Genomic DNA, 12,155 nt, shown 5'->3' with positions numbered 1-12,155 from the left:
GAAGTACTTTTGTCGGTCCGCCGCGCGCCGACGACATGGAACGGAGACACGTCTCGACCGGAACCGAGTGGGAACCGCGCGTCGGCTACTCGCGTGCAGTTCGCGTCGGGCCGCACGTCCACGTCTCGGGGACGACGGCGACGGACCGCGACGGGAACGTCGTCGGCGAGGGCGACGCCTACGCGCAGACGAAGCAGGCGCTAAAGAACGTCGAGCGAGCGCTCTCGGAGGCCGACGCGTCGGTCGCGGACGTGGTTCGAACGCGCCTGTACGTCACCGACATCGACGACTGGGAGGCCGTCGGAGAGGCGCACGCCGAACTGCTCGGCGACGTGCGACCGGCGGCGACGATGGTCGAGGTGAACCGACTCGTCGCGCCGGAACTACTCGTCGAAGTCGAGGCGACGGCGATAGTTCACGAGGAAGAGCGAGCGAACTGAGCGCGGCGTCCTCGGTTCAGAGGTAGGTGAACCACTCGTCGTGGTCGTCGGTGCGGCGTTCCACGAGGTCGAAGAACGCCTCCTGCAGTTCTTCGGTGACGGGGCCGCGAGAGCCGTTGCCTATCTCGACGTTGTCGACCTGACGGATGGGCGTGACCTCCGCTGCGCTCCCGGTGAAGAACAGTTCGTCGGCGGTGTTGAGTTCGCCGCGACTGATGGAGACGTTGTCGTGAACCTCGTAGCCGCGTTCTTCGGCCAGCGTGATGAGCGTGTTTCGGGTGATACCGTCTAAGATGCTCTCGGAGAGGCCGGGCGTGAATATCTCGCCGTCGCGGACGAGGAAGATGTTCTCCCCGGGGCCTTCGGCGACGTTGCCCTCTTTGTTGAGGACGATGGCCTCGCGGTAGCCGTTTCGGCGCGCCTCCTCGCCGGCGAGAAGGGAGTTGACGTACAGACCCGTCGTCTTCGCGTTCGTCGGAATCTGACTGGAGGAGTGCTTTCGCCACGAGGAGACCATCACCTCGATACCGTTCTCCAGGGCGTCCTCGCCGAGGTACGCGCCCCACGGCCACGCCGCGATGGCGACGTTCGTCGGGCAGTCGCCCGGCGAGACGCCGAGGGTGTCGTAGCCGTAGAACGCGATGGGGCGAACGTACGCCGCTTCGAGGTCCTGCCGGCGGAGGAGTTCCAGCGTCGCTTCGGTGAGTTCCTCCGGTTCGAAGGGAATCTCCATGTCGTACGGCTTCGTCGACTGGTAGAGACGGTCGAGGTGTTCCTCCCAGCGGAAGATAGCGGGTCCGTTCTCGGTGTCGTACAGGCGCACGCCCTCGAAGACGCCCGTGCCGTAGTGGAGTCCGTGCGTGAGGACGTGAATCTGCGCGTCCTCCCAATCGACGAACTCGCCGTCCATCCAGATGGTGTCGACGTCCATCTCGTCGAATCCCACGCTCACGCACCTCCGAGCGGTCGAGTCGTCGTCGTGCGGCGGTCCGTCCCGTCTGTTCGGTCCTCGAACGATAGCATCGGTACGTACCCTTTCTCGGATGGCTTCTTAACAATTTATAGTAGCGTCCAGATTCGTCCTCGGACCGCCGAAGCGGCCCGCTGGGTTTTTTTCTGCGCTCCGCGTCGGTTGTGGACGAATGTCAGAGTCCGAGTTCGAAACGAGAGACAGCCCACCCGAATTCTCGCCGCCGGAGACGGTCGTCGTCACCGGCGGAACGGGCCGTATCGGTCCCACCGTGATCGCCGCCCTCCAAGCCGCGGGGCACCGCGTCGTCAACGTGTCCCGGTCGGTCAGTGACACCGAGGCGGACGCCGACCTGCGAGCGGACATGACCGACGCGGGCGAGACGTACGGCGCGTTCGCCACCGCCGGTGCCGACGCCGTCGTCCACCTCGGGATGCTCTCGACGCCCGACCACGACCCCGGCCACGTCGTCTTCGAGAGCAACGCGACGAGCACGTACAACGTCCTGCAGGCCGCCGAAGCCCTCGACGTCGACACCGTCGTCCTCGCGTCCAGTCTCTCCGCCGTCGGCGCGAGTTTCGAACCCGACCCTATTCGCCTCTCCTACCTCCCACTCGACGAGGAACACCCGGTGTCGCCGTCGAACCCGTACGGCCTCGGCAAGCACGTCCTCGAAGTGACGGCGGACGGGTTCGCCCAGCGACCGGACGGACCGCGGACCATCGCCTCGATACGGTTCCCCTGGATGCCGACGGACAGACAGATGCGCGAGACGTTCGCCCACGCCGAGCGAACGCCCGCCGCGCTGAAGGAGGCGGGTCACTTCGAGACGGCGCGGAACACGGTGTTCGCGTACCTCGCGCAGTCGGACGCCGCCGAACTCGTCCGTCGCGCCGTCGCCGCCGACTTCGAGGGCCACGAACGGTTCTTCGCCTCGGCGGCGGACACGAGCGCCGACCTCACGACGGAGGAACTGGTCGAGGAGGTGTACCCCGACGTGCCGCACGAGGCGTTCGAGGGGTACGAGTCGTTGATTTCGACGGAGAAGGCGGCGCGGATGCTCGGGTGGGAACCGGCGCGGAGTTGGCGCGAGTGACCGCCTGCGAGTCGGGGTGAGCGGGTCGCCCGCACCCCTCAGACGAGACGGTCGACGACGGCCGCGCCCTCGACGTAGACGAGGTCGTTTCGCCGCGCGTAGTCGCGGGCGGCGTCGGGCGAGAGGGCCGCGCCCGTCTCGTCGTCCAGCATCTCACAGACGACGACGGCCGCCGGAAGCGACGCCTCGGCGGCGAGAGCGAGGCCGAGTTCGGTGTGGCCCTGCCGGTCCGAGAGGAGGTTCGGCGCGCCGCGGAGCAGGTGGACGTGGCCGGGCGAGCGGAACTCGGCGGCGAAGTCGTCGACGTCGTAGTCGCCCGCGAGGGCGCGTTCGGCCGCCTCGCTCAGTTCCGTGATGGTGAGCGAACGGTCCTCGTCGGTAATTCCTGTGAACGTGTCGCGGTGGTTCACCGGCAACGAGAACGACGACCGGTCGTCGTACGCCAGGTCGTGGTCGGCCGCCGTGGGGTGGTCGATGACGCTGTCGAGGAACGGCAGGTCGACCGCGTCCGCAACCTCGTGAGAGAGGGCGACGCAGACGAGACCACCGGCGTCGTTGCGCAGGCGGGCCACGTCGACGGGGGCGACGGCACCGGCGGGGTAGACGACGTCCGTCTCTCCCTCCCTGTCGTCGAAGTCGTGGACGAGGATTGGTTCGCCCGCGGCGAACGCGTCGAGTGCGCGCGAAAGCGCGTCGTCGGCGCGTTGCGTCTCCGCCATCTACACCGCCTCCACGGCGACGGTCACGTCGTCGCCGTCGTCCAGTCCGAGTTCGTCGCGGAGTTTCGCGGGGGCGATTAGCTCCACGTTCGACTCGTCGTGGTGGGTCCGTTCGGGGACGATGATGTGGGCCGGGTCGAACGAGTCGCCGTCGTGGTGGACGGTGGCGGCGTAGCACGTCGCCGGACCGAAGGTGCGTTCGTCGTCCTCCCAGCCGTCGATGGGGACGGCGTCCAGCGAGGACATCGCGGCCCGCGACCGGACGCTCTCCTCGTCGAGTTCGACGTTGAGCGTGCCCGCGAACGGTTCGTAGCCGAGGCGCGCCTCGAACTGCTCCATGTACCCCGACAGCGAGATGTAGTGGCGTCCCTCGCCCATCCCGCTCACGACGGTGCCGGAGAGTTCGACGGACGTCTCCGCGTCGTCCTCGAAGATACGACGGTAGTCGGCGTACTCGCGGTGGAGCGCCGTCTCGCCCGCCTCGGTGAGCGAAATCCACTGGCCGTCCGACACGACGTCTCTGTCGACGTAGCCGGCGTCGTCCAGTCGCTGGAGGCGGCGGGAGGCGGTCTGCGTCGAGGCGTCGAGACGTTCGGCGAGACCCGAACAAGAGACCTTCACGGGACCGGTCCGACCGCCTTCGAGGGCGACGAACTTCAGCGCGGCGAGTTCGTCGTAGCCGACGGCGGCGAGTGCCGATTCAGACATTGTCCGTAGTTGGCAGTACGGACCGATAAGTGTACCGGATGTGAGAAGCGTTCCAAAAGTGAGAATCAAGCGCCGAGGCGGCGACGGGCGCGCGTTCGACTCGGAGTTGGGGCGTCCGCGGCCTAAGTCCGTCGGTCGCGGCGGCGCGCGCATCGCGAGAGCGAACCGCCGCGACGGCGTTCGGAAAGGCCTTTAGCCGCACCTCCTGAATCGGGAGATATGTTCAGAGAACTCCGTTCGGAGGTCGAGGACGCGGTCGAAGCCGCACTCTCCTCTCTCGACTTGCCGACCGACGACCTCGGCGTCGAAGAACCGCCGGAGGACGTGCCGGCGATACTGGCGTCCAGCGTGGCCTTCCGTCTCGCCGGCGAAGTCGGCGCACCGCCGCCGAAAGTCGCCGTCGACGTCGCCGAGGCCGTCGACGCGACGCCGTACGACTACCTCGAATCGGCCGAACCGCAGGGGCCGTACGTGAACTTCTTCGTCAGCGACGCCTACTACGCCGAGACGGTCGAAGCGGGCCGCGAGGACGACTACGGTCACCTCCCCGACACCGGCAAAGACGTCGTGGTCGAGCACACCTCGGCGAACCCGACCGGCCCGGTCCACGTCGGTCGCGCCCGCAACCCCATCCTCGGCGACGCCATCGCTCGCGTGCTGGAGTTCGCCGGGAACGACGTCGAACGCCACTACTACGTCAACGACGCCGGGCGACAGGTCGCCGTCTTCACGTGGGCGTACGAGACGTTCGACGAGTCGGAGTTACCCGAACCGGAACGCGACCGCTCGGACTACGACCTGGTCCGCTACTACCGCAAAGGAAACGCCTACCTCGAGGAGGCCGACGACGAGGACGCCGCCGAGGCAGAGGCGAAGATAGCTGAGATAATGCAGGGGCTCGAAGCGGGCGAGGAGTCGACGTACGAACGCGTCGCCGTCGTCGTCGACCAAGTGCTCGGCGGGATGCGCCAGTCGCTCGAACGCCTCCCCGCGGAGTTCGACGAGTTCGTGAAGGAGACGAACTTCATCCGGAACGGCGACGCCGACGACGTGGTCGACCGCCTCAAGAACTCCGAGTACGCCGTCTACGAGGACGACGCGTGGCAACTCGACCTGAGCGAGTTCGGCTTCGAGAAGAACCTCGTCTTCCTGCGGTCGGACGGCACGACGCTGTACACGACGCGTGACCTCGCGCACCACGAGTGGAAGTTCGACAACTACGACGAGGCGGTGACCGTCCTCGGCGAGGACCACAAACTGCAGGCCGAGCAGTTAGACGCCGCACTCCGGGTTCTCGGCAACGACACGAGCGACCTGCGCCAGACGTTCTACTCGTGGGTCAACCTCCCCGAGGGCGGGATGTCGACGCGGAAGGGGACGGGCGTCGACTTAGACGACCTGTTGGACGAGTCCGTCGCCCGCGCTCGAAAAGAGGTCGAAGACCGCCTCGACTCGCGCATCCGCGACGACAGACTCGACGACGACGACATCGACCGTATCGCCCGACAGGTGGGTATCGGGGCCGTCCGCTACGACATCGTCTCGAAGCAACCGACGAAGGGAATCACGTTCGAGTGGGAACGCGCGCTCGATTTCGAGGCGCAGTCCGCGCCGTACGTCCAGTACGTCCACGCGCGCTGTTGCGGTATCGTCGACGAGGCGTCCGAGGCGGGTATCGAACCCTCGACGGACGCGTCGCTTCTCGACACCGAAGCGGAGAGAGAACTGATTCGCGTCGTCGCGCGGTTCCCCGCCGTCGTCGAGGAGGCCGCAGACGACCTCGAACCGCACGTCGTCGCCACGTACGTCCGCACGTTCGCGGAGACGTTCAACACGTTCTACCGCGAGTGTTCCGTCCTCAACGCCGAGGACGACGACGTGGCCGCGGCCCGTCTCGGACTCGTCGAGGCGGCCCGGCACACCGTCGCCAACGCACTCTACACCCTCGGCATCGAAGCGCCCGACTCAATGTAGTCCGGGCAGGGGCAGGAGCGCCCCCGCACCGGCCGAGATGAGACTTCCGCCGACGGCGAAGACGATTGCGGCCCCCGCACCGAGTGCGAGGACGATGAACAGGAGCACCCACCAGAACGGGACGTTCGAACTCGTATCTTTCATACCGACGACTCCTCACAGACGAGTGAAAGAACTTCTCCTTCGAGTACGGGCTGGCGACTCAGCCGAGGAACCGACCGAACAGCCCCTTCTTCTCCTCTTTTTCTTCCTCTTCGTCACCGCCGGCGAGTGACGTGGTGTAGACGCCCTCCTCTTCGTCCTCGTCGTCCTCGGCCTCCGAGACGTCTGCCGTCTCGTCTTCGTCCGCGTCCTCGACGGCTTCCGCCGTCTCGATGAGCGGTTCGTCGTCGGAGTCTGAGTCTGACTCCGCCGTCGGGTCGGGGTCGGACGCTTCGACCGTCCGGTCGTCTTCCGGTGCGTGTTCGTCGCCGCCGGCGGGTTCCTCGCCGTCGGCGTCGGCCGTCGTCGTCTCGGTCACGCCGACTTCCGTCACCGGGTCCGCCAGCGGGTCGTCCGAGACGCCGGCGTCGGCGTCCTCCGAGGCGCCGTCCTCGTCGTGCCTCCCGGCGACGATGATGTCCTCGTCGGCGTCGGCGACGAGCGGTTCGTCTTCGGCGTCCGCGTCCGTGTCGTCGTCAGCGTCTGTCTCGTCTTCGGTGCCCTCTTCGGCGTCGTCCGTGGCGTCTTCGGCGTCGTCCGTGGCGTCTTCCACGTCGTCGGCGCTCTCGTCGACGTCGTCCGCCGTCGCCGACCGCGTGGCCGGAATCGACTCGCCGGTCAGGTCGGCCGCGAGTTCGCGGTACGCCGTCGCCGCGTCGCTACCCGGCGCGTACGTCGTCAGGGGTTCGCCCGCGTCGCCCGCGTCGCGGACCACGTCGGTACGCGGAATCGAGGAGAGAACGGTCGTCTGTAGCGTCGACGCCACGTCGTCGTCGTTCGGTTTGTCGGGGTCGACGCGGGTGAGGACGACGCCCGCGACGGGGACGTCCAGGCGTTCTGCGACCTGTCGCGTCTTCTCCGTGTCGCCCAACGAACCGCGGGCGGTGGTCGAGACGAGAAGCGCTTCGTCGACGTAGGTGAGGGGGACGACGGTGTCGTTGCTGAGTCCCGCACCCGTATCGAGGAGGACGTAGTCGAACTCGGACGCCAACTCCCCGAGGACCCCCCGGAGCCCCTCGGGGTCCGCGCGAGCGAACGCGTCCAAGTCCGGCGACCCGGGGACGACGGCCATCCCGTGCGGCCCTTCCCGTACCGCGTCGCCGAGTTCGGCTTCCTCCGCGAGTACGTCGTGAAGCGTCGCTCCCGACGAGTCGACACCCAGCGACCCCGCGAGGTTGGCCATCCCGAGGTCACCGTCGACCACGGCCACGTCCGCCCCCGCCGCGGCGAGTGCCGCCGCGAGGTTGGTCGTCGTCGTGGTCTTTCCCACGCCGCCTTTCGCACTGACGACTGCGTACACCCGTCCCATGTATAGTCGTTCGGAGACTCCCACGTGGAACATATAAAGGTATTCCGAGATGTTCCGTGGCCGTCACGCGTGGGCGCGTGCGAGGTCACCAGTCATAGGTTACTTAACTACTGGACGGGCTAGAGAGGATAATGAGTACCGACGCCGACGAGGCGAGTGCTGACCGCCGGAAGTACGAGTTCCGGAAGGTCATCGAGGAACTCGACGACTTCGAGGGTTCCGGCACGCAACTCGTCACCATCTACATCCCGGACGACAAGCAGATATCTGACGTCGTAGCGCACGTCACGCAGGAGCACTCGGAAGCGTCGAACATCAAATCAAAGCAGACGCGGACGAACGTGCAGGACGCGCTCACGTCCATCAAAGACCGTCTCCGCTACTTCGACACGTTCCCGCCGGACAACGGTATCGTCATCTTCTCCGGTGCGGTGGACTCCGGCGGCGGTCAGACCGAGATGGTCACCCGGACGCTGGAGAGTCCGCCCGAACCCATCCAGTCGTTCCGCTACCACTGCGACTCGAACTTCCTCACGCAACCGTTAGAGGACATGCTGACCGACAAGGGCCTGTTCGGCCTCGTCGTCCTCGACCGCCGCGAGGCGAACGTCGGCTGGTTGAAAGGAAAGCGCGTCGAGGCCGTCAAGTCCGCCTCGTCGCTCGTCCCCGGCAAACAGCGCAAAGGTGGTCAGTCCGCCCAGCGTTTCGCCCGACTCCGCTTGGAGGCCATCGACAACTTCTACCAGGAAGTCGCCGGGATGGCGGACGACCTGTTCGTCCCGAAGCGACACGAGATGGACGGAATCTTAGTCGGCGGTCCGTCGCCGACGAAAGACGAGTTCCTGGACGGCGGCTACCTCCACCACGAACTGCAGGACCTCGTCGTCGGCAAGTTCGACGTCTCCTACACCGACGAGTCCGGCCTGAAAGACCTCGTCGACGCCGCACAGGACGTGCTGGCCGACCAAGAGGTGATGAAGGACAAATCCCAGATGGAGGAGTTCTTCGAGAAACTCCATACCGGCGAGGAGGCCACCTACGGGTTCGGTCCGACGCGAAAGAACCTCATCATGGGCTCCGTCGACCGACTCCTCCTCTCTGAGGACCTCCGCTCGGACGTCGTCGTCTACGAGTGTCCCAACGGCCACGAGGAGTACGAAGTCGTCGACAGACGGCACGGCGACCCCGGCCACGACTGCACCGAGTGCGGCGAGGAAGCCGAGAAGACCGACCGTGAAGACGTCATCGAACACCTGATGTCCATCGCCGAACAGCGAGGGACCGAGACGAAGTTCATCTCCTCGGACTTCGAGAAAGGCGAGCAACTGTACGACGCGTTCGGCGGCGTCGCCGGGATTCTTCGGTACTCTACGGGCGTCTAAGCGAACGCGCTCCCTTCTCTATTCCTGTCGGCTACTCGTCGGTCGAGGACGCTTCGGAACGACCGACGACGTCGATAGCCTGAATCTGGAACCGAGCGCCGCCCTCGGAGCCGTCGACGAGGGCGATGTCCCAGCCGTGGTTGTCGGTGATGCCGTGCACGATGGAGAGCCCGTAGCCGGGGCTGTCGTGTTCGGTGGAGAACCCCGTCGAGAACACCTCCTCGCGCTGGTGCGTCGGTATCCCCGAGCCGTCGTCCTCGACGTAGAAGCCCCTCTCGTCGTCGAGGACGCCGATTCGAATCGTCGCGGCGTCGCCGTGGTCGAGGGCGTTCCAAAACAGGTTCTCGAACAGTCTGCGGAGCTGACTTTCGTGGGCCTCGAACGTGACGTCGTCTACGACGACGAGTTCCATATCCTTCGAAGAGACCGTCTGCCACGCCGTCTCGGCGCTTTCGCGAAGCGACACGTTCGAGGAGGAAAGTTCCTCGCCGCGCGCGACGCGGAGGAGTTCGGTGATGAGGTTCCGCATTCGGTTGTGCGCCTGCGCGACCTCTTCGAGGTGTTCGAAGTCTCCCGTCTCCTGCGCCAGTTGGAGTCGCCCTTCCGCGACGTTCAGGGGGTTCCGCAGGTCGTGCGACACCGTGTTCGCGAACGATTCGAGGATGTGGTTTCGCCGTTCGATCTCTTGGCTGTCTTCGACTTCGGTCGAGACGTCCCGAGAGTGGACGAACAGTCCGCCTTCGTGCGGATAGGCGCGAACCTCGACGTGGTAGCCGTGCGGTTCGTAGTGGGTCTGGAACTCCACCGGCACCTGCTGGTTCATGGCCTCTCGATAACGCTCGTACAGCTCCGTCCCGGCCGCGTCGGGGAACGCCTCCAAGAACGGGACACCGACGACCTCTTCGGAAGACAGCCCGGTCCGGGCTTCCATCTGCTGGTTCCAATACGTGAACGTCCACTCGTCGTCGACGGCGAAGAACCCGTCCGTCTGCTCGTACAGCGCCAGCAAACGGCTCTGCGTGACTTTCGCTTTGTGCTGTGAGCGTCGAAACCCGACCGCGTTCTGAATCTGATTCGCGAGCAGTTCGTACACCTCGGTCCCGTTCTTCTGAAGATAGGCGGTCACACCGGCGTTTATCGCCTCCGAAGCGACCTCTTCGCTTCCCTTCCCCGTGAACAGGATGAACGGGAGATTGGGATAGTCATCCCGGACGGCGTTGAGAAAGTCGATACCGTCCATTCCGGGCATCTGATAGTCGCTGACGATGCAGTCGACGGTACCGATGTCGGTTCCGTCGAGCGCTTCCCGGACGTCCGCCTTCGAGGTGACGGCTATCCGGTCGTCGAGTTTCTCCAGATACGCCTCGACGAGATCGCGGAACTGCGGGTCGTCGTCCACGTGAAGGACGCGTATCGAATCGCTCGTCGAGACGGTTTCCATTTAGTTACCGCTACTACCCACTCGTAGAAGTAATTTGTTCTGAGTTGACTATCATTTTTTGAACACTGAATCGTGTTCTGACCACAGGTTCCGTGGGTCTCGACCCTCGTTCGCCGGGGACCGGACCACACTTCACTCACGCCGCCGTCACCCGCGAGCATGGGCGACGACCGACAGGCGACGTTCGGGTCCGACGGGAGCCTCGACACCGAGACGCCGCCGGAAGCCAGAGAGGGAACGACCGACTGGGGAGAACCCAAGGGCGACGGGGAGACCGACGGCGGGTACAACCGCTACGACGTGTCGAGCCTCCTCCAGAAGGCCGTCCGACGCTCCGACGAGGAAGTCGCCGCGTGGGCCGCGTGGGAACTCGCGCGCTCGGGGTACGCATGGAACCTCTGGGACCGACTCCACCTCTACGTGGTGGAGGACCTCCGCGCGGGACAGGACGTGGCGTTGCTCGTCGAACGCTACGAGACGTTGGCGAACGAGCGATGGGACCCGAAGTCGTGGAAGGGACGACTCTGCGCCATTCACGCCGCCCTCGCGTGCGCACGCGCGCAGTCGTCCCGAGAGGCGTCGAACGCCGACGAGTTTTTCCGCAACGCGGCGAGGGCCCGCGCCGACGTGAGAGACACCGACGACGACCCGGCGGTGGACTTCCCCGTCGGCGACTTCGAGACGGGCGGAACGTACGACGTCGCGTTCGACAAACACACCGCCGAAGGGTCGCGTCTCGGCCGCGGCGACGGCTTCTTCAAGCGGTTCGGCGCGCGGGTCGGCCCCGAGGGAGAGGACGAACAGAGCGCGCGGTGGCAACGGCTCAACATGGCGCTCTCGGACGTGGAGTACGACGACGACGAGATTGCCCACGCCGTCGAACCCGTCCACCCGAACCAACGGTGGGCCGACCCGGTCGAGTTCGGCGCGGAGTCGGGCGACGGCGACGAACCCGAGGAGAGACAGCGCGACGGGAACGACGCGTAACCGCGACGGAGACGACGCGTAACCGCCCATCTCGGGGGGTCCGAATCCGCGTAGTCGTCGTCAGAACAGCACGGACTCGGCCTGCCGACGTCGACGCTCGAAGTCGAAGTGCGGGACGACGCCGTCGTCGTCGCCGAGTCTGTCGAGAGTCAAGAACGGGTCCGCGCCGGCGCGTTCGGCCTCCTCGGCCAGCGTCTCGACGGCCGCGCGGTTCAGCGCCAGCGAGTCGAGGTGACCGAGGAGGAGAGCGAGTGCGACGCCGCCGCGACCCGACGGAAACGCGTCGCTGACCGCCGCGAACCCGGCGTCCGACGAGGAGTCACCCCCGTCCGCGCCGCCGTCGTCGGGCGGCGCGTCGACTCGCAGGCAGGTCGCACACAGCGACGCCGTCGCGGCGTCGTCGGGCGCGTAGGCGCGCAGGTCGTCCGGGACGGCGAAGACGACGAGTTCGCCGTCGCAGTGCTCGCAGTTCACGTCCGAGAGAGACGGGGCGGGCCGGAATAGCTTCACCGGTGACTGGACCGTCGGAGTAGTTTCAGGGGAGACCCGAACCCCGGGGCCACCAGCCTCAAGCGTGCGCTGCCCGCACGTCGACACGGTATGAGCGACGACTCAGAGACGACGGTAGACACCACGCCGATAGAAGCGGGAACGGTCGTATACGACGGCGACGGAACCGCGCTGGGCGTCGTAGACGGGTTCACCGACGTCGGCTTCGAGGTCGATATCGACGCCGGCGTCGACGAGGTGGACCGGAGCCAACGCGAGGGCGAACAGCGAGAGCAGGTTCCGGGTCAAGAGTTCGGCGAGGGCTACCTGCAGTGGCGGTGCGACGACTGCGGAGCCGTCGGTGACCTCGAAGACGGCCTGTCGACGACGTGTCCGGACTGTGGGTCGGACGCCGTCTACCGAAAGCGGGAGGACTGAA

The 12,155-nt window shown here is 66.2% G+C and carries 13 protein-coding genes; 6 read left to right on the top strand and 7 right to left on the bottom strand.

The window, feature by feature from the left end:
* The first annotated feature begins 35 nt into the window (after positions 1-35).
* The gene (locus BM282_RS02375) at positions 36-440 is read left to right on the top strand and encodes a RidA family protein (RefSeq protein WP_089876418.1); all 405 of its coding nucleotides are present in this window, start codon (positions 36-38) and stop codon (positions 438-440) included.
* Positions 441-456: 16 nt separating this feature from the next.
* Here BM282_RS02375 and BM282_RS02370 read toward each other — a convergent pair whose 3' ends face one another.
* On the bottom strand, positions 457-1,386 hold the full coding sequence (locus BM282_RS02370) for a branched-chain amino acid transaminase (RefSeq protein WP_089876416.1): 930 nt from the start codon (positions 1,384-1,386) through the stop codon (positions 457-459).
* Between the two features lie 196 nt (positions 1,387-1,582).
* On the opposite strand from BM282_RS02370, the gene BM282_RS02365 reads away from it, so the two are divergent.
* On the top strand, positions 1,583-2,506 hold the full coding sequence (locus tag BM282_RS02365) for an NAD-dependent epimerase/dehydratase family protein (protein ID WP_089876415.1): 924 nt from the start codon (positions 1,583-1,585) through the stop codon (positions 2,504-2,506).
* A 38-nt stretch (positions 2,507-2,544) separates the two neighbouring features.
* Here the strand turns inward: BM282_RS02365 and ribB are convergent, their stop codons facing one another.
* Entirely contained in the window at positions 2,545-3,225 is a 681-nt protein-coding gene (gene ribB, locus BM282_RS02360) for a 3,4-dihydroxy-2-butanone-4-phosphate synthase (protein WP_089876413.1), read from the bottom strand.
* Positions 3,226-3,933: a DUF120 domain-containing protein gene (locus BM282_RS02355; protein ID WP_089876412.1), complete on the bottom strand. Its 708-nt coding sequence runs from the start codon at positions 3,931-3,933 to the stop codon at positions 3,226-3,228.
* A 219-nt stretch (positions 3,934-4,152) separates the two neighbouring features.
* Between BM282_RS02355 and argS the strand changes: the two genes are divergently transcribed.
* Positions 4,153-5,907, top strand: a complete 1,755-nt coding sequence (gene argS, locus BM282_RS02350) for an arginine--tRNA ligase (RefSeq protein WP_089876410.1) — start codon at positions 4,153-4,155, stop codon at positions 5,905-5,907.
* Here argS and BM282_RS18370 read toward each other — a convergent pair.
* Both BM282_RS18370 and minD read right to left on the bottom strand, forming a co-directional pair.
* Complete coding sequence (locus BM282_RS18370; RefSeq protein WP_175501336.1) at positions 5,899-6,051, bottom strand: hypothetical protein; 153 nt, start codon at positions 6,049-6,051, stop codon at positions 5,899-5,901. The two genes, argS and BM282_RS18370, sit on opposite strands and share 9 nt — an antisense overlap.
* Positions 6,052-6,109: 58 nt before the next feature.
* Entirely contained in the window at positions 6,110-7,417 is a 1,308-nt protein-coding gene (gene minD, locus BM282_RS02345) for a cell division ATPase MinD (RefSeq protein ID WP_245758273.1), read from the bottom strand.
* 131 nt (positions 7,418-7,548) lie between these two features.
* Here minD and prf1 point away from each other — a divergent pair, with 131 nt between their 5' ends.
* Positions 7,549-8,799 carry a peptide chain release factor aRF-1 gene (prf1, locus tag BM282_RS02340; protein WP_089876406.1) on the top strand — a complete coding sequence of 417 codons (1,251 nt, stop codon included), beginning with the start codon at positions 7,549-7,551 and terminating at the stop codon, positions 8,797-8,799.
* A 31-nt stretch (positions 8,800-8,830) separates the two neighbouring features.
* Here prf1 and BM282_RS02335 read toward each other — a convergent pair whose 3' ends face one another.
* Positions 8,831-10,240 (bottom strand): sensor histidine kinase, encoded by a 1,410-nt coding sequence (locus tag BM282_RS02335; protein ID WP_089876404.1) that lies wholly within the window; start codon positions 10,238-10,240, stop codon positions 8,831-8,833.
* A 159-nt stretch (positions 10,241-10,399) separates the two neighbouring features.
* On the opposite strand from BM282_RS02335, the gene BM282_RS02330 reads away from it, so the two are divergent.
* Entirely contained in the window at positions 10,400-11,227 is an 828-nt protein-coding gene (locus BM282_RS02330) for a hypothetical protein (RefSeq protein ID WP_089876402.1), read from the top strand.
* A 60-nt stretch (positions 11,228-11,287) separates the two neighbouring features.
* Here BM282_RS02330 and BM282_RS02325 read toward each other — a convergent pair whose 3' ends face one another.
* Entirely contained in the window at positions 11,288-11,701 is a 414-nt protein-coding gene (locus BM282_RS02325) for a DUF6276 family protein (protein ID WP_089876400.1), read from the bottom strand.
* Between the two features lie 126 nt (positions 11,702-11,827).
* Here BM282_RS02325 and BM282_RS02320 point away from each other — a divergent pair, with 126 nt between their 5' ends.
* Positions 11,828-12,154, top strand: a complete 327-nt coding sequence (locus BM282_RS02320) for a DUF7130 family rubredoxin-like protein (protein ID WP_089876398.1) — start codon at positions 11,828-11,830, stop codon at positions 12,152-12,154.
* Position 12,155: the final 1 nt, after the last annotated feature.

The sequence above is a fragment of the Halogeometricum limi genome (genome assembly GCF_900115785.1).
Lineage (GTDB): Archaea > Halobacteriota > Halobacteria > Halobacteriales > Haloferacaceae > Halogeometricum > Halogeometricum limi.
This window is presented reverse-complemented; position numbering and strand designations above follow the sequence as displayed.

Coding starts and splice junctions, on each gene's coding strand:
- BM282_RS02375 (WP_089876418.1), top strand. CDS start 36: ATGGAACGGAGACACGTCTCGACCGGAACCGAGTGGGAACCGCGCGTC.
- BM282_RS02365 (WP_089876415.1), top strand. CDS start 1,583: ATGTCAGAGTCCGAGTTCGAAACGAGAGACAGCCCACCCGAATTCTCG.
- ribB (WP_089876413.1), bottom strand. CDS start 3,225: ATGGCGGAGACGCAACGCGCCGACGACGCGCTTTCGCGCGCACTCGAC.
- BM282_RS02355 (WP_089876412.1), bottom strand. CDS start 3,933: ATGTCTGAATCGGCACTCGCCGCCGTCGGCTACGACGAACTCGCCGCG.
- argS (WP_089876410.1), top strand. CDS start 4,153: ATGTTCAGAGAACTCCGTTCGGAGGTCGAGGACGCGGTCGAAGCCGCA.
- BM282_RS18370 (WP_175501336.1), bottom strand. CDS start 6,051: ATGAAAGATACGAGTTCGAACGTCCCGTTCTGGTGGGTGCTCCTGTTC.
- minD (WP_245758273.1), bottom strand. CDS start 7,417: ATGGGACGGGTGTACGCAGTCGTCAGTGCGAAAGGCGGCGTGGGAAAG.
- prf1 (WP_089876406.1), top strand. CDS start 7,549: ATGAGTACCGACGCCGACGAGGCGAGTGCTGACCGCCGGAAGTACGAG.
- BM282_RS02335 (WP_089876404.1), bottom strand. CDS start 10,240: ATGGAAACCGTCTCGACGAGCGATTCGATACGCGTCCTTCACGTGGAC.
- BM282_RS02330 (WP_089876402.1), top strand. CDS start 10,400: ATGGGCGACGACCGACAGGCGACGTTCGGGTCCGACGGGAGCCTCGAC.
- BM282_RS02320 (WP_089876398.1), top strand. CDS start 11,828: ATGAGCGACGACTCAGAGACGACGGTAGACACCACGCCGATAGAAGCG.